At 57.4% G+C, this 16,360-nt stretch carries 17 protein-coding genes; 9 read left to right on the top strand and 8 right to left on the bottom strand.

Annotated features, from left to right (window positions below; all coding sequences use genetic code 11):
* Window positions 1-268: 268 nt before the first annotated feature.
* From ldtR to RBB47_RS08065, 5 genes are all read right to left on the bottom strand, one after another.
* The gene (gene ldtR, locus RBB47_RS08045) at window positions 269-784 is read right to left on the bottom strand and encodes a transcriptional regulator LdtR (RefSeq protein ID WP_305985252.1); all 516 of its coding nucleotides are present in this window, start codon (window positions 782-784) and stop codon (window positions 269-271) included.
* A 156-nt stretch (window positions 785-940) separates the two neighbouring features.
* Complete coding sequence (gene mmsB, locus RBB47_RS08050) at window positions 941-1,831, bottom strand: 3-hydroxyisobutyrate dehydrogenase (RefSeq protein WP_305985253.1); 891 nt, start codon at window positions 1,829-1,831, stop codon at window positions 941-943.
* A 98-nt stretch (window positions 1,832-1,929) separates the two neighbouring features.
* The gene (locus RBB47_RS08055) at window positions 1,930-2,349 is read right to left on the bottom strand and encodes a DUF6163 family protein (protein ID WP_305985254.1); all 420 of its coding nucleotides are present in this window, start codon (window positions 2,347-2,349) and stop codon (window positions 1,930-1,932) included.
* Window positions 2,350-2,367: 18 nt separating this feature from the next.
* Window positions 2,368-3,402: an enoyl-CoA hydratase/isomerase family protein gene (locus tag RBB47_RS08060; RefSeq protein WP_305985255.1), complete on the bottom strand. Its 1,035-nt coding sequence runs from the start codon at window positions 3,400-3,402 to the stop codon at window positions 2,368-2,370.
* Window positions 3,403-3,458: 56 nt separating this feature from the next.
* Entirely contained in the window at window positions 3,459-4,598 is a 1,140-nt protein-coding gene (locus tag RBB47_RS08065) for an acyl-CoA dehydrogenase family protein (protein ID WP_305985256.1), read from the bottom strand.
* 228 nt (window positions 4,599-4,826) lie between these two features.
* Between RBB47_RS08065 and hemB the strand changes: the two genes are divergently transcribed.
* Both hemB and RBB47_RS08075 read left to right on the top strand, forming a co-directional pair.
* Window positions 4,827-5,864, top strand: coding sequence for a porphobilinogen synthase (gene hemB, locus RBB47_RS08070; protein ID WP_371932757.1), 1,038 nt, complete (start codon window positions 4,827-4,829; stop codon window positions 5,862-5,864).
* A 463-nt stretch (window positions 5,865-6,327) separates the two neighbouring features.
* Window positions 6,328-6,834 carry an RDD family protein gene (locus tag RBB47_RS08075; protein ID WP_305985257.1) on the top strand — a complete coding sequence of 169 codons (507 nt, stop codon included), beginning with the start codon at window positions 6,328-6,330 and terminating at the stop codon, window positions 6,832-6,834.
* Between the two features lie 35 nt (window positions 6,835-6,869).
* Here the strand turns inward: RBB47_RS08075 and RBB47_RS08080 are convergent, their stop codons facing one another.
* The gene (locus RBB47_RS08080; protein ID WP_305985258.1) at window positions 6,870-7,343 is read right to left on the bottom strand and encodes a TspO/MBR family protein; all 474 of its coding nucleotides are present in this window, start codon (window positions 7,341-7,343) and stop codon (window positions 6,870-6,872) included.
* A gap of 159 nt (window positions 7,344-7,502) precedes the next feature.
* Here RBB47_RS08080 and RBB47_RS08085 point away from each other — a divergent pair, with 159 nt between their 5' ends.
* Complete coding sequence (locus tag RBB47_RS08085; protein ID WP_305985259.1) at window positions 7,503-9,338, top strand: SLC13 family permease; 1,836 nt, start codon at window positions 7,503-7,505, stop codon at window positions 9,336-9,338.
* 30 nt (window positions 9,339-9,368) lie between these two features.
* Window positions 9,369-10,142: an arginyltransferase gene (locus RBB47_RS08090; protein ID WP_305985260.1), complete on the top strand. Its 774-nt coding sequence runs from the start codon at window positions 9,369-9,371 to the stop codon at window positions 10,140-10,142.
* 18 nt (window positions 10,143-10,160) lie between these two features.
* Here the strand turns inward: RBB47_RS08090 and RBB47_RS08095 are convergent, their stop codons facing one another.
* Entirely contained in the window at window positions 10,161-10,826 is a 666-nt protein-coding gene (locus RBB47_RS08095) for a uracil-DNA glycosylase (RefSeq protein ID WP_305985261.1), read from the bottom strand.
* Window positions 10,827-10,836: 10 nt separating this feature from the next.
* Window positions 10,837-11,433 carry an NYN domain-containing protein gene (locus RBB47_RS08100; protein WP_305985262.1) on the bottom strand — a complete coding sequence of 199 codons (597 nt, stop codon included), beginning with the start codon at window positions 11,431-11,433 and terminating at the stop codon, window positions 10,837-10,839.
* A gap of 377 nt (window positions 11,434-11,810) precedes the next feature.
* On the opposite strand from RBB47_RS08100, the gene rpoZ reads away from it, so the two are divergent.
* The 5 genes from rpoZ (at window position 11,811) to acpS (ending at window position 16,342) form a co-directional block, all read left to right on the top strand.
* Window positions 11,811-12,212: a DNA-directed RNA polymerase subunit omega gene (gene rpoZ / locus RBB47_RS08105; protein ID WP_305985263.1), complete on the top strand. Its 402-nt coding sequence runs from the start codon at window positions 11,811-11,813 to the stop codon at window positions 12,210-12,212.
* Between the two features lie 108 nt (window positions 12,213-12,320).
* The gene (locus RBB47_RS08110) at window positions 12,321-14,567 is read left to right on the top strand and encodes a bifunctional (p)ppGpp synthetase/guanosine-3',5'-bis(diphosphate) 3'-pyrophosphohydrolase (protein ID WP_305985264.1); all 2,247 of its coding nucleotides are present in this window, start codon (window positions 12,321-12,323) and stop codon (window positions 14,565-14,567) included.
* A gap of 30 nt (window positions 14,568-14,597) precedes the next feature.
* Window positions 14,598-15,179 (top strand): orotate phosphoribosyltransferase, encoded by a 582-nt coding sequence (gene pyrE, locus RBB47_RS08115; protein ID WP_305985265.1) that lies wholly within the window; start codon window positions 14,598-14,600, stop codon window positions 15,177-15,179.
* A gap of 32 nt (window positions 15,180-15,211) precedes the next feature.
* The gene (locus RBB47_RS08120; protein WP_305985266.1) at window positions 15,212-15,814 is read left to right on the top strand and encodes a DUF2062 domain-containing protein; all 603 of its coding nucleotides are present in this window, start codon (window positions 15,212-15,214) and stop codon (window positions 15,812-15,814) included.
* A 96-nt stretch (window positions 15,815-15,910) separates the two neighbouring features.
* Window positions 15,911-16,342: a holo-ACP synthase gene (acpS, locus tag RBB47_RS08125; protein ID WP_305985267.1), complete on the top strand. Its 432-nt coding sequence runs from the start codon at window positions 15,911-15,913 to the stop codon at window positions 16,340-16,342.
* The last annotated feature ends 18 nt before the right edge of the window (window positions 16,343-16,360 follow it).

A 16,360-nucleotide genomic window follows, 5' to 3' on the forward strand; every position in this document is an offset into this window, starting at 1 on the left:
GCGGAAGGATGTTAACAAATCGCTTGATTTCTTAACCATGTCTCCGCATGGAGCGCCGCACAAAGCCACCCTTTTGTGACCACAAGATGTCAGCAGACGGCAGAAGGGCGCAATTTCCCAGTCGCCTGAGCCCTTTTGGGGGCATCCAAGCCTTCCTGAACAGGTATGAAGGAAATTCAGATGGATGAAACGCAAATTTGCGTGAACCGCATAAAGAAAAAGCACCGCCCACTGGGCGGTGCCTTGTCATCCGGATTTGCTGCGTAGCTTAAAGGCGATAGAGAATCTGGTCTGTCCAGAAACGCTCCAGACGGCGCAGCGACTTGTTGAGGGCAACAAAGTCCTGCGGACCGATTTCGCCGACCTGTTCAACGGACAGGATGTGACGCTCATAAAGATCGTTGACGATCTTGGCGACTTCCTGGCCCTTGTCCGTCAGGCTTACGCGGACAGACCGGCGGTCCATGCGCGAACGCTGATGGTGGATATAGCCGGTTTCGACCAGTTTCTTCAGGTTATAGGAAACGTTCGATCCAAGGTAATAGCCGCGGGTCCGCAGCTCACCTGCGGTCAGCTCGGCATCACCAATGTTGAACAGCAGCAGAGCCTGCACGCTGTTGACATCGGAGCGACCCATGCGATCGAATTCATCCTTGATGACGTCCAGAAGACGACGATGCAGTCTTTCGACAAGAGTCAGAGCTTCAAGATAAAGTGGCTTGATTTCCACTTCTTCCGCTTCGCCCGGTGAAACAGCGTCGACTGCCCTACTTGCGGTGATCATGTGATTGCGCCTCTTATAGTACCCGTTAATGGGCGGATATGTTCCCGCCTTGAGACACAATCTAACCGAGCGATTCTAAAATCCGCTTAAGAGACACGCTGAATCCTTCGTTAACGTTTGAAGGCCATTTCAGGCACCTGATTCAGATTTTGTTCATCATGTTCCGCGCAGGAATTTCACGATGCCGGAGAAGTCCTGTGCGTCACCGCCGCTGTTGCAGAACAGCGTGTAAAGCGCTGCTGCCTCGGCCCCGAGAGGTGTCGCGGCTCCGGATGTGCTGGCCGCCTCCTGGGCAAGCTTCAGGTCCTTGAGCATCATCGCCGCGGCAAAGCCTGGCTGGTAGTCACGGTTCGCCGGAGAGGCCGGAAGCGGTCCTGGGACCGGGCAGTAGGAGGTCAGCGACCAGCACTGGCCGGATGCCGTTGAGGAAATGTCAAACAGCTTCTGCGCGTCCAATCCGAGCTTTTCGGCAAGGACAAACGCTTCGCAGACGCCAATCATCGAGATGCCGAGAAGCATGTTGTTGCAGATCTTGGCGGCCTGGCCGTTCCCCGCGCCGCCCGCATGCACGATCGTCTTGCCCATGATGTCGAGAAAAGGCTTCGCCGCCGCGAAGGCCTCGTCGCTGCCGCCAACCATGAAGGTCAGCGTTCCCGCTGTCGCGCCCCCGACGCCGCCGGAAACGGGCGCATCAACCATCGGCATGCCTTTTTCGGCCGCAGCCGCACTGACGACACGTGCGCTGTCCACATCGATGGTGGAGGAATCAATCATCAGTGTGCCTGGCTTCGCGCTCTCGAAGATCCCGCCCTCGCCCTGATAGATCTGACGGACATGTTTGCCGGCGGGCAGCATGGTGACGATGACATCCGCGGCCGCAGCAAGGTCCGAGACACCGTTGGCTGTTTCACCGCCGGCTTCGGCATGCGCCGACATGGCGGCCTCGGCCAGGTCAAACCCAATGACGCGATGGCCTGCCTTGACCAGGTTGATCGCCATGGGGCCACCCATATTGCCCAATCCAATGAAGCCGATTGTGCTCGCCATACGTTTTCTCCCAGATCGTGTTTTTTGAGTCTTTTGAATCGGTTGCCAGATTCAATTGAAGCAATTTCGCGGGCCGTCCCGCAATTCGGCCATTCGGCTTACCCGGTCGCGGCCCGGTTTTCCTTATGCATCAGGTAAACCAGCCCGGCGTAAATCGCGACGGTGATCAGATAAAAGGTGATCTCGTAAGGACGGCGGCCATAAAGATCGGAAAAGGCGGTGTGCATCACGATCTGGCACAGGCAGCGGAAGATCCACATGACCGTGCCCCAGGACACTGTCAGCCAGAGGCCCGTTGCGGCAACCAGATCGAGGACGGCGAAAAAAACGGTCGCCACCTGAAGTTCGATCGGCATGTCCCAGAAAAAATTGCCGTGCCATTCCACGATACCGATGATCCGCGCCCAGTAGATCACGCCTCCCCCGATCAGAATGACCGCGATGCCCCGCAGGTACCAGATAAGGATGGTGCTCCAGGGCGGGCGGGCATCGACGAGGTCCTGAAAGCTTGTGATCATGGCCGGTCCGGTTGTGCGTTAAAGAGGAAGATCTCCGTCAGACGGTTCCTCGAAATACGACGCAAGCTCCGTTCTGTCTACTTGGATGAAATCCGACGGCGTCCACTTCGGTGACTGGTCCTTGTCGACGACCACTGCGCGAATGCCCTCAAAGAAATCGACACCATGAAGGATACGAGACGCGATCCGATACTCAAGCTTCATGCACTCGTTGAAGAAAAGGTCTTTGCCGCGTTGCATCTGCTCAAACGCGATCAAAACGCTTGTTGGGGATTTCTCGCGAATGATTTTTGCCGTCTTTAGGCCGAAGGCCGTTTCAGAGCGGTCCAAACGATCGAGAATTTCTTCGACGGAACGCCCCGAAAAAGCCTCTTCAACAAGCACTTCGTTTTCCAAAAGCGGCCCCTTTTCAGGAACGACGAGAAACGGCTTCAGCGCTTCATCAATGTCGCTCGCCGTTTCCAGCACCTGCTCCACGTCCGCAAGGCTCGACTGTGCAACGGCGTGCGTCAGAACGCCGGTACCAAGAGCATCGCCCTGCTTGAGCCGGCTGCCGGCGAGCGCGCAATAGACGCCCGCGCTTTTAGGCATGCGCGGCAGAAAATACGTCCCGCCCACATCGGGGAAGAAACCGATCCCCGTTTCAGGCATGGAAAAGAGTGTTTTTTCAGTTCCGATCCGATGGCTGCCGTGGACCGAAACGCCGACACCGCCCCCCATGACGATACCGTCAATCAGGGCAACATAAGGTTTCGGGTAGGCTTTGATCCGGGCATTCAACGTGTATTCGTCCCGGAAAAACCCCTTCAGGTCATCCACCCTGCCCGCCAGATTGGCATCATAGATACTGCGGATGTCCCCACCGGCGCAAAAGGCCTTTCCCCCCGCTCCCCTGATGACCACATGGGCAACCGACGGATCATCCGCCCATCGGTCAAGGTGGTCTGCAAGGGCTCTGACCTTGGCGTGTGTCAGAGCATTGAGCGCTTGCGGCCGGTTCAAGGTCACAAACCCGGCCTTGCCCCGGACTTCAAAAAGGATTTCGTCGCTCATCAAATCGCCTTGCCGAAAAAGAGAGTCATTTCAAGACACAGATCCAGTTGCTTCACTCAGTCTTTCAACAAGTGGCGGGCAATGATGAGCCGCATGATCTCGTTGGTCCCTTCCAGGATCTGGTGCACGCGCACGTCCCGGAAGTACCGTTCAATCGGGTAGTCGCGCAGATAACCATACCCGCCGTGCAACTGGAGCGCCTCATTGACCACCTTGAAGCCGGTGTCGGTTGCCAGCCGCTTGGCCATGGCGGCAAGTTTGGTGGCCTCGTGGGACTTTGCGTCGATCGCGGCGGCGGCCTTGTGAAGAAGCAGCCGGGCCGCTTCAAGTTCGGTTGCCATGTCGGCAAGGCGGAACTGCAGCGCCTGGAAATCGGAAATTGGCCTGCCGAATTGCTTGCGTTCCTGCATATAAGTGAGCGCATGACCCAGACAGGCCTGGGCAGCTCCAAGCGAGCACGCTCCGATATTGATCCTTCCGCCATCCAGTGCGGACATGGCGATCTTGAAGCCCTGCCCTTCTTCGCCGACCAGATTGGATTTCGGCACACGGCAATCCTGGAAATTGACCTGGGCGGTCGGCTGGCTCTTCCAGCCGAGCTTGACTTCGTTGGCACCAAAGCTGAGACCCGGCGTTCCCTTTTCAACGAGCAGGCAGGAAACGCCTGAAGGTCCCTCGCCGCCGGTGCGCACCATCACTGCATAAAGGTCGCTCACGCCGCCGCCGGAGATGAATGCCTTGGAGCCGTTAAGAATATAATGGTCGCCATCGTCGCTTGCGCTGGTGCGCAGGCTTGCCGCGTCGGAGCCGGAGCCGGGTTCGGTCAGGCAATAACTGGTGAGCAGCTCCATGGAACACAGGCTTGAGAGGAATTTCTGCCGCAGCTCTTCAGAGCCGAACCTATCGATGATCCAGGCAACCATGTTGTGAATCGACAGATAGGCGGCGGTCGACGTGCAGCCCTTGGAGAGTTCCTCAAAGATCAGCGCCGCGTCGAGCCGAGACAAGGCCGATCCGCCGACGTCCTCCTTGACGTAAATTCCGCCAAATCCGAGTTCTGCCGCCTTGCGCAAGGTCGGGATCGGGAAAATGCTATCTTCGTCCCACTGCTTTGCATTCGGCGCGAGCTCTTCGCGGGAAAAACTTGCGGCCATATCCTGAAAGGCGCGCTGATCTTCATTCGGTGAAAAGTCCACGTTCGTCCTCCCGTTTGCGCCCGAGCGCGGCGTCTTTGAAAGCCGGTCATTCGCCCTGCCATTGCGGCAGCACTAAAACATATTTGACGCAAACGTCAAACAATCTCTTTTTTGTTTTTATTTTCAGTTATTTTACAGAATGTTGGAATGCGTCAATCTGCGTGCTAGATTTGCGTCAGACCTTCGCGAGAATGCCATCAGACCTCTTCTTACCGAGCGCATAATTCCATGACGTCCAAACCGCCGCTGCCGCCAATTACGTCCGACCACATGGACACGCTTCTCGCCGGGACCCGAATGCGGCGCAACCGTCAAACAGACTGGTCCCGCCGTCTCGTGCGCGAGAACACGCTGACGGTTGATGATCTGATCTGGCCAATTTTTCTGGTCGACGGAACGAATAAACGTCAGGCGGTTCCATCTATGCCGGAGGTGTTCCGCCTGTCCGTCGACGAAGCCGTGCGGGAGGCAGCGCGGGCAGCCGAACTCGGCATTCCGGCGCTGGCGCTTTTTCCTTACACCGACCCGGACCTGCGCGATGCGACCGGATCAGAAGCTCTCAACGATGAAAACCTGACCTGCCGCGCGCTTCGGGCAATCAAGTCGGAAGGCCTCAATGTCGGTTTGATGACCGATGTTGCCCTCGATCCCTATACCAGTCACGGTCATGATGGCCTGATGGAGGGGGAAACAATCCTGAACGACGAAACGGTCGACCAGCTCTGCCGCCAGGCTCTTGTGCAGGCGGAGGCAGGGTCCGATGTCATTGCTCCTTCCGACATGATGGACGGCCGGATTGGCGCCATTCGCCAGGCGCTCGATAGCCAGGACTTCCGGGCGACACAGATTATGGCCTACTCGGCCAAGTATGCGTCTGCCTTTTATGGACCGTTCCGCGACGCCGTCGGCTCATCGGGAACGCTGAAGGGGGACAAGCGCACCTACCAGATGGATCCCGCCAACACGGATGAGGCCCTGCGCGAGGCGGAACTCGACATCACCGAGGGGGCGGACATGGTGATGGTGAAGCCCGGCCTGCCCTATCTCGACATTGTCCGGCGCATCAAGGACGAATTCCAGGTCCCAACCTACGCCTACCAGGTCTCCGGCGAATACGCGATGATCAAGGCGGCCAGCGCCAATGGCTGGCTCGACGGCGACCGCGCGATGGTCGAAAGCCTGCTCGCGTTCAAGCGGGCCGGCGCTGACGGCATCCTGACCTATTTTGCGCCGAAGGTTGCCGAAATGCTGGCTGAAAGAAAATAAGCGGCACGCGTCCTCACGCGGCGATGCGGGTTTGATGCTTGATGTGCAGCAGCAGTCGATCAACCCTTCGAGATGGGCGAATTCCATTTTTGAGGCGAACATTCGCACTGCTGCAAGAATAGCCAATGGGCACTTCACGTGTCGATGGCAAGCGGATCCCACAGGTTTGTCGTCATCCCCGACTTGATCGGGGATCCAATTCAAGGTGCCACAATATCCGGAAATGGTTGCATCGCCATATCAATTGCCGCAAGCACGTAATCTCAGCCGTCAGCTCTGCAACCAGTGCCCCCCCCCGATCAAGTCGGAGATGACACAGTCTTTGCGGTGACGGGATCGGACCAAACACTTTCGGCGGATCCACCGCTTCATCAGGCATTAAAGGGGCAGATTCATCTGCGGAATTTGCGTTTCCCCGCCACAATCCCCACATGTGGATCATCACTTTTTCGGGAGCCGCTTCATGTCAGCAGACACCTCCGCCGACTATGTCCGTCAGGATGTATTTGACCCAGTTCGCCATCCGGAACTCTTTGCGGGTGTGCGCAGCCGGCGGATCTTTGCCTTTTTCATCGATGTAATCGTGATTGCGCTGCTGACGTTCGGAGCGGGCATTCTGGTGTTCGTGCTGGGCGTGTTCACGCTCGGGCTCGGCTTTCTGCTCTATGGTATTCTTCCGGCAGCGGTTGCCCTGCTTTATGTAGCCTTCACGCTTGGAGGACCGCAGGCGTCAACGCTCGGAATGCGCGCCATGGGCCTTGAAATGCGTCTTTGGTACGGCGCCCGGCCCTATCCGCTGCTTGCCGCTGTCCATGCGCTGCTGTTCTGGTTTTCAGTCTCGCTGCTGACACCGCTGATCCTGCTGGTTGCTCTCTTTTCCGACCGCAAGCGCCTGCTCCATGACATCATCCTGGGCGTTGTCGTGATCAACTCTGCCTATCATCGACAGCATGTTTACGGGCAGGAGTAAACGAGAACGGTCGACAATCTCGTTGCGTCAAGGTTTCAGTTAAGCAGCGCCAGAGACAGGTTGAGGACGCTCGCGAAGCCCACCCAGGCGGCATAAGGCAGGAACAGCAGCGCCGAGACTCTGTCCGCTTGCCAGTTGGCCCAGACGAACAAAACGATCACGGCGACCATTGCAATGCTTACCGCCAAAGCCGTCCACAACAGATGCAGGGCAAAGAAGAGCGGTGACCAGAGCCAATTGAGGCACATCTGGCCATACCAGAGATACATCGCGCTCGACTGCGGGGAGCGCAAGAAGCACCGCCAGCCTGCAACTGCGATGAACAGGTAAAGCATCGTCCAGACAGGACCGAAGATCCAGTTGGGCGGGTTGAAGACAGGTTTATTGAGATCCTGGTACCAGCTTCTGGGCGCCGTCTGGATGCCGATGAAACTGCCCATTCCCAGGACAACAAGCACGAACAGCACAAGCAATGCCAGGGAACGCGGGCTGCGAAATTGCTCGGTCAAAACGCCTAACTTCCTGAAATTCAAGAGAACCGTACTGTGATGCCATCCGTCACACTTGTCCATAAATCGCTATCTGGCTCATAAGCCCTTTCAATGACCGAACCGCCTGTTTTAAACTGAGCGTTGGTCGAGTGTGGCCAAATGGCTTTGGGCAGGTGAATGCATTCCGTTGATATTGCGATGGCGCTAACCTTTGTGGTGATCGCGTCGACAGTCATCCTGTACGCCCTCGAGCGCTACCCAATCGAGACGGTTGCCCTCGGATCCGTGACCGCTTTCATTGTTATTTTTTCTGTTCTTCCGGTGGAAACGCCGGACGGCAAGGCCGTTACGACCGCGGATTTCCTGATGGGATTTGCAAATCCGGCGCTCGTGACGGTGATTTGCCTGCTGATTATTGGACAGGGTCTGTTTCAGACGGACGCGCTGGAAGGTCCAGCCAAGGCAATCGTCAGAATGACGCGTGGCAGGTCTGCATTCGCCACGATCCCCATCCTGCTCGTGGTGGCCGTTCTCAGTGCCTTTTTGAACAATACCCCGGTTGTCGTCATGTTCCTGCCGATCCTGACCGCGGTGGCTGCGACGGTCGGCCAGTCCCCTTCCCGGGTTTTGATGCCGCTCTCTTTCATTGCGATCCTCGGTGGCATGACCACGCTGATCGGCTCTTCCACCAATCTGCTGGTCGCAAACTATGCTGCCCAGACATCCGACCTCAGACTAAGCTTTTTCAGCTTCACGCCGATCGGTCTGATGCTTGCCAGCGTTGGAGCGGTCTATGTTTTTTTCGTCATGCCGCACCTGATGACGGCACGCAAAACCATGGCGGAAGAGTTTCAGGCGACGTCCGGAAAACAATTCATTGCCCAGATAGAAATCACATATGGACACCCCCTTGTTGGCGTGGAAGCCGTCTCGGGCATGTTCCCGAACCTCAAGGACATGACCGTCCGGCTGGTGCAACGGGGCCAGAAACCGCTGTTGCCACCGTTTGAGAACGTGGTCCTGTCACCCGGTGACACGGTCATCGTCGCTGCGACCAGAACGGCCCTTGCCAATGCGCTGGCGCGCCGGCAGCCGCTGATGGAAACCGAGGCTGAAAACAACAGCGCCGGCCGCGATCAACAGGCTGCTCAGCCGGGCTCCATCAGTCTCGCCGAAGTGGTTGTTGCGCCCGCATCAAGACTGATGGGCAGGACCTTGCCGCAATCCGGATTTTACACCGACACCGGCTGTCTGGTCATGGGTATCCAAAGACGCAGCCGCATGCCCCGCATGGCCATGAACGATATACGCATGGAAGCGGGCGACGTTCTGCTGGTTGCCGGAAACGAAGACGAAATCGCACGCCTGCGGGGCAATCGCGACGTCCTGCTTCTGGACTGGTCGACCGCGGAAGTGCCGAGGCGGCGCTATGCGCCACGAGCCCTTGCGATCTTTGCTTGCGTCGTCGTGCTTGCCGCGTCCGGACTGGTTCCGATTGTCTCGGCAGCGATCGGTGGAACCTTTGCAATGATTGCAACAGGCTGCCTCAACATCCGGCAGGCCATGCGTGCCATTGACAGCCGGATTTTCATGCTGGTCGGTGCCTCGCTGGCTGCTGCCGTTGCTCTAGAGGCAACCGGCGGGGCAACGGCGATCGCAGCCGGTCTGGTCCACATGCTGCAGGGAGCGTCAGCCGCCACGGTTCTGTCCGCCCTCTTCTTTCTCGTGATGGTTCTGACCAACTTCCTGTCCAACAACGCCGCCGCCGTCCTGTTCACGCCGATCGCCATCAATCTGGCCGAACAGATCGGCCAGCCTCCGGAGGCATTTGTCGTTTGCCTGATCATCGCGGCAAACACGTCTTTCGCGACACCGGTCGGTTATCAGACCAACCTGATTGTCATGGGACCGGGGCACTACCGGTTCATCGACTTCATCCGGGCTGGTGCACCGCTGGCAATTATTTTATGGTTGACCTTCTCTATGGTCGCGCCATGGTACTATGGGATGTAGAAAAGCTTTGAGCTATCGCGGGACAACACGGTGACACGGCACCCCACAGATCATCCGCAATTCTATCTGACCGCGCCAGCGCCCTGTCCCTATCTGGACGGCAAGCAAGAACGCAAGGTGTTTACGCATCTTGTTGGCCACGGCGCCCCGGCCCTCAACGAGGTGCTGACCCAGGGCGGCTTCCGGCGCAGCCAGAACATTGCCTATCGTCCGGCCTGCGAGCAGTGCCAGGCCTGCATATCGGTGCGCGTGCGCGTCAACGATTTCAAATGGAGCAAATCCCTCAAACGGGTGTGGAAAGCCGGAGCAGACATTGTCGGCGCAAGGCTGCCCGCAAGCCCGTCGGCGGAGCAGTATGATCTCTTCAGAGACTATCTCCAGGCACGCCACGAAGACGGCGGCATGACGGAAATGAGCGTTCTCGATTACGCCATGATGGTCGAAGATACCCACGTTGAGACACTGGTGATCGAATACAGGCGCCGCGGGCCGGACAGTTTCGTCACCGGAAACGGCGAAGGACCGCTCCTGGGCGTCGCGCTCAGCGACCAGCTGTCAGACGGCCTTTCGATGGTCTATTCGTTCTATGATCCCGATTATGCAGGTACGACGCTCGGTACCTACATGATCCTTGATCACATCGAACGCGCCCGAAAACTGCGCCTTCCTTACGTCTATCTTGGATACTGGGTCGAAGGGTCGGCGAAGATGGCCTACAAGGCGCGCTTCAAACCGCAGGAACACCTAGGCCCGAACGGATGGGCCGTCGTGGAGGCAGACACGTCAGCGGGCAGCGACACTTAAAGTCTGTGTCTTCAATCGTCAGCTGTCCGGAATGTGGTTTCGGATTTTCTCAAAAACGTCACGAAACATCTTCTCGGTCAGCCGACCGGTGTTGGTGTTGTAACGCGAGCAGTGATAGCTGTCGAAAAGTGAGAATTCGAAGCCGTTAAGCGGATACTCGGCGCCATGCGCGAACTTGTAGTCCGCTCGCCTCAGTTCAAGGGCCGACAAAAAGGTATCATGGGCAATCCGGCCCAGCGCCAGCACCGCACGAATGGACGGATTGGCCGCAAGTGTTGAAAGCAGATAAGGCCGGCAGGTCCTGATTTCAGGTCCGGTCGGCTTGTTTTGTGGCGGGAGGCACCGCACAGCGTTGGTGATCATTGCGTCTTTCAGGCGCAGACCGTCATCGGGACGCGCCTGATAGGCCCCCTCCGCAAACCCGAAATCCAGCAGCGTCTTGTACAAAAGATCGCCGGCATAGTCGCCGGTGAACGGACGTCCGGTGCAGTTGGCGCCTTTCATACCGGGCGCCAGGCCGATCACGAGTAATCGCGGTGCCTCCGACGTGAACGAAGGCACCGGAGCGTTATGCCAGTCCGGGAAGGTTTCCTTCAGCTCTTCGCGCAAAGCGACGAGCCTTGGGCAGTCCGGACAATCCAAAGGCGGATCTACCGGCCCGTAATTTCCCTCAAGAACTGACATTTTTTGAGACTTAGTAGTCCTCGTCCTCATCTTCGTCATCGTCGACTTGCGACGACATTTGCGGACGCACGGGCCTTTCGGACGGATCACGGCCGATCTTGTTGGCAAGGCTTGCCAGGTCGATGAAGTGGTCGGCCTGACGGCGCAGATCGTCGGCGATCATCGGTGGCTGCGTTTTCAGTGTGGACACCACACTGACCTTGCGGCCTTTGCGCTGAAGTGCCTCGACGAGCGACCGGAAGTCGCCGTCGCCGGAGAACAGGACCACATGGTCGACGGATTCCACAAGCTCCATGGCATCGACTGCAAGCTCGATATCCATGTTGCCCTTGACTTTCCGTCTTCCGGCGCTGTCCACGAATTCCTTCACCGGCTTGGTGATGACCTTGTAGCCGTTGTAGTCCAGCCAGTCGATCAGCGGGCGGATGGACGAGTATTCCTGATCCTCGATCAGCGCGGTGTAATAGTACGCGCGCAAAAGGTATGCCTGTCCCTGGAACTCTTTCAACAGCCGTTTGTAATCGATATCAAATCCGATTGCTTTTGCCGTCGAATACAAGTTGGCTCCATCAATAAACAGGGCAACTTTTTCTCGAGCGTCAAACATATTATTTGAAACCTTTCCGAGTTAAATGCGACGTCAAATGCGAGCAAGAAAGAGCTCGGCTCCCGCAGCCAAACCCGGTTTGTCGACCACTTAATCAACGCATTTTGCTGAGAAGACTTTTAACGTATGCCGCCGCTTCACTCAGCTTATTGTTTTCTTTTTCCTGCAGACCCTGATGATTCTTATAGGTCCGGCTTAGTGCCCTACACCATAATATTGGGCCGCCGCAATGCAAAAGCGAGCGCCTGCTGAAAAAAATCGATAAAATCTCAGCACAAAGTAGTGTCTACCTCTGTAATCTGACAAGGGGTTGCTTTTTCCAAGTCTGATCACTATACGCTGGTTTTTCAAGTTCCTTTAGCCTATGGAGACGTCGAATGGCGCGCGTGACCGTCGAGGACTGCATCGACAAGGTCGAAAACCGGTTTGAGCTGGTGCTGCTTGCTGCGCATCGCGCTCGCATGATCTCAAGCGGTTCGCCGCTGACAATTGACCGCGACAACGACAAGAACCCTGTCGTCGCGCTGCGTGAGATCGCCGAGCAGACTGTCAGCCCGGAAGACATGAAAGAAGACCTGATCCACTCACTTCAGAAGTTTGTTGAGGTGGATGAGCCTGAAGCGGAAGCCGTGCCGGTTGTTCCGTCTGCCAATCAGCATCAGGTAACGCAGGTCAACGCTGTGGACGACAGCGCTGTAGAATTCGACCGCATGTCTGAAGAAGACCTGCTGCGCGGTCTGGAAGGTCTGGTGCCGCCGGAGCGGACCGACGACATTTGATTTTTCGTCCTTATCCCGTCTGAGACGCGACCTCAATATTATCGCGTTTCAGGCGGATTTTCTTTATCCGGCTGACGTTTCAGCCGGTTGCCGGGGTCGGTTGCGGCCATGATGCGTCAGTACGAACTCGTCGAACGGGTTACGCGTTACAATCCGGAAGCCGACGAAGCCTTGCTCAACAAGGCATATGTCTACGCCATGCAAAAACATGGCTCGCAGATGCGCGCATCCGGCGACCCCTACTTCTCACATCCTCTCGAAGTCGCCGCAATTCTCACGGACTTGCGTCTGGACGACGCGACGATTGCGGTCGCCCTGCTTCACGACACGATCGAGGACACCGACGCAACCCGCGCGGAAATCGACTCCCTGTTCGGCGAGGAAATCGGCAAGCTGGTCGAGGGGCTGACGAAAATCAAGCGGCTCGACCTTGTGTCCCAAAAGGCAAAGCAGGCGGAGAACTTCCGCAAACTTCTGCTTGCGATTGCCGACGATGTCCGTGTTCTCCTCGTGAAGCTGGCCGACCGGCTGCACAACATGCGCACGCTCGGGCACATGCCGCAGCACAAGCGCGGCCGCATCGCCGAAGAGACGATGGAGATCTACGCGCCGCTCGCCGGTCGCATGGGCATGCATGACATGCGCGAAGAGTTGGAAGACATTTCCTTCCACACGCTCAATCCGGAAGCATACGAGACCATCACCGACCGGCTTGCGGATCTGCGCGAAAAGAACCGTGACCTGATTGCAGACATTGAAACCACGCTGACCGAACGCCTCAGCGAACGGGGCATGGCTGCGGTCGTCATGGGACGGGAGAAGCGCCCCTACTCCATTTTCCGGAAGATGCAGCGCAAGGCGATCGGTTTCGAGCAGCTTTCCGACATTTACGGGTTCCGGGTCACGGTCGGGACCGTCGAGGCGTGCTACAGGGTCCTCGGGGTCATTCATACCACCTGGCCGACGGTTCCAGGCCGGTTCAAGGACTACATCTCGACCCCGAAGCAGAACGACTACAAGTCGATCCACACCACGATCGTCGGTCCCTCGCGTCAAAGGGTCGAGCTGCAGATCCGCACCACGTCAATGAACCGCGTCGCCGAATACGGCATTGCGGCCCATGCGCTCTACAAGGATGGCGAGTTCGGCGGCCGCAACATCGCACGCCACACGGAAGACTGTCGCGCCTTTGAATGGTTGAGACGGACGACAGAACTGCTTGCCCAGGGCGACACACCGGAAGAATTCCTTGAAAACACCAAGCTGGAACTCTTCCACGATCAGGTGTTCTGCTTCACCCCAAAGGGCAGACTGATTGCGCTCCCGCGCGGTGCGACGCCGATCGATTTCGCCTATGCCGTTCATACCGGGATCGGCAACACCTGCGTCGGCTGCAAGATCAACGGCAAGATCATGCCGCTCGTGACCGAACTTCACAATGGCGACGAGGTGGAGATCATCCGTTCGCCGGCTCAGACGCCGCCGCCTGCCTGGGAGGCTATTGCGGTTACCGGCAAGGCTCGGGCCGCCATCCGAAGGGCGACGCGTGAATCCGTGCGCAAACAGTACGGTGCTTTGGGAGAACACATTCTCAAACGTGCATTCGCGCGGGCCGACAAAGCTTTTTCGGAAGATCTGCTGGAAGCAATCCTCAGTGAGCATCACCAGTCGAGCGTTGCCGATCTTCTGGCTGCCGTCGGCAGAGGCGATCTTAGCGCACAATTGGTCCTGAAATCGGCACATCCGGACTACCAGGATGAAAGAGTGGCTGTCACCGGACCGCCCATGGAAGAGGGCTGGTTCGGCCTGAAAAAGGGACATGGCCTGAAATTCAGGATCCCTCCCGGCGAGCTTGAGGACCGGAAGGCAAACTCCGGTGAGGAGGCCGAAATCGGTGAAGGCCCGGCACTGCCTATCAGAGGGCTTTCGGGCGACATTCCGGTCAGTTTCGCACCTGACGGAGGCGCTGTGCCCGGCGACCGGATCGTTGGCATCTTGACCCCGTCTGAAGGACTGACCATTTATCCGATACAATCGCCGTCACTGAAGGAATTCGATGACCAGACCGAACGCTGGGTCGACGTGCGCTGGGACATCGACGTCAACAACCCCGAGCGGTTTCCGGCGCGCCTTGATATCTCGGCTGCCAATGAACCGGGCTCACTTGCAGCAATCGCTCAGGTCATCGGTGAAAACAGCGGCAACATAGACAACGTGAAAATGGTTCAACGGGCACCGGACTTCCACCAAATGCTCATTGATCTGGAAGTATGGGACCTGAAACATCTCAATCGAATAATCAACCAATTGCGTTCCAAGCCTAATGTTTCAAGCGTCAGCCGGGTAAACGGCTAGGTTTGGTAACGACTAAGAGGATTGTCTTTCATGACCCGCGATGACGTTTTGTCCATCTTCCGTGAAGCCGGCGCAATTTTGGAAGGGCACTTTATCCTGACTTCCGGTCTGCGCAGCCCGGTTTTTCTTCAAAAGGCACGGGTGTTCATGTATCCGGACAAGACCGAGCGACTGTGCAGCGCCTTGGCAGACAAGATCAGGGAGGCCGGTCTCGGGCAGATCGATTATGTCGTCTCCCCTGCCCTTGGCGGGCTGATCCCAGGTTATGAAACCGCCCGCCACCTGAAGATCCCGGCAATGTGGGTGGAACGCGAAGACGGTGAATTCCGCCTGCGCCGTTTCGAGATGCCGCAAGGAGCGCGGGTTGTTGTCGTGGAAGACATCGTTACAACAGGCCTGTCAAGCCGCGAGACGGTAACCTCGTTGAAAGCTCTTGGTGCTGAAGTCCTCGGTGTGGCCTGCCTGATTGACCGGTCCGGTGGCGAAGCCGATGCATCGGTTCCGATCATCGCACTGGCCGAGTACAAGGTGCCGGCCTACGAACCGGACAATCTGCCGCCGGAACTGGCCGCCCTGCCGGCGGTCAAACCGGGGAGCCGCGGATTGAGCTGAACAACAAAACGTAGCAGGGCTGAAACACATTCATGCTGTTCCAACGCAGAGATAGGCCATCGCGCATTGAGCGCTTGCGCGTCGCCGTTTGGCCTCGGAACAGCTGGGCGCGGTCGACCCGGTATTTCGGCAAGAGAGTGCTTAGGCTTACAGCCACACCGCACGCAATCGCGGTAGGTTTCGCCGCCGGAGCCTTCGCGTCTTGCACACCCCTGGTTGGGTTTCATTTTCTGACAGGATTTGCCCTTGCCTACATTGTGCGCGGAAACCTGATCGCATCCGCGCTCGGCACATCGATCGGCAATCCGCTGACCTTCCCGTTCATCTGGGCCTTCACCTTCAAGATCGGACAGTGGATCCTGCACGGACGGGCTCCCAAAACCGATGCTCATCACGTGCATCAGCAATTCCAGGAAGGCCTTTTTGAAAAATCGTTCGACGCCCTTTGGCCAATGCTCAAGCCCATGTTTATCGGCGCCGTTCCGCTCGGTCTTGTCGTCGGATCGGTGTCCTACGTGATCGTCTATAAAAGCGTTGAAGTCTACCAGCGCCGCAGAAAGCAGACGCTTGCCAAAAGGGGCAAACACCCCTACGCGCAGCCCACATCTACAATGGAAGAAGACCGCAGCGCTTGAGTTTCGCGGCCCGGGACCCACTTTAGGATTGATGGGTTCTGACCCGAGGATACTGACTCATAAAGCTGAGAAGTCTAAAAAAGGGCTCTAATCCAGATGATCTTGGGCATTGGCAGCGACCTGATCGACATTCGTCGAATCGAAAAAACCCTCGACCGTTTCGGCGACAGGTTCACAAACAGAGTTTTTACCGAAATTGAAAGAGCGAAATCCGACAGGCGCAAGCTGCGCGCAGCGTCCTACGCCAAGCGTTTCGCTGCAAAGGAAGCCTGTTCCAAGGCTCTTGGCAGCGGGATCCGCATGGGTGTCGCCTGGCGGGAAATGGGTGTCGTCAACCTGCCTTCAGGAAAACCGACGATGTCGCTCACAGGCGGCGCTGCGCAGCGGCTTGCCGGTATGACGCCAGAGGGCTTCATAACGACCATCGACCTCACGATCACGGACGATTTTCCACTGGCGCAAGCATTCGTCGTGATATCCGCCTGGCCTCAGGATTGGCCATTGCCGCCATCCACAGGCCCTGCTTGAGCCCATTGCCAACTGCAT

This window comes from Roseibium sp. MMSF_3544 (assembly GCF_030732845.1).
In the GTDB taxonomy this organism is placed as follows: Bacteria; Pseudomonadota; Alphaproteobacteria; order Rhizobiales; family Stappiaceae; genus Roseibium.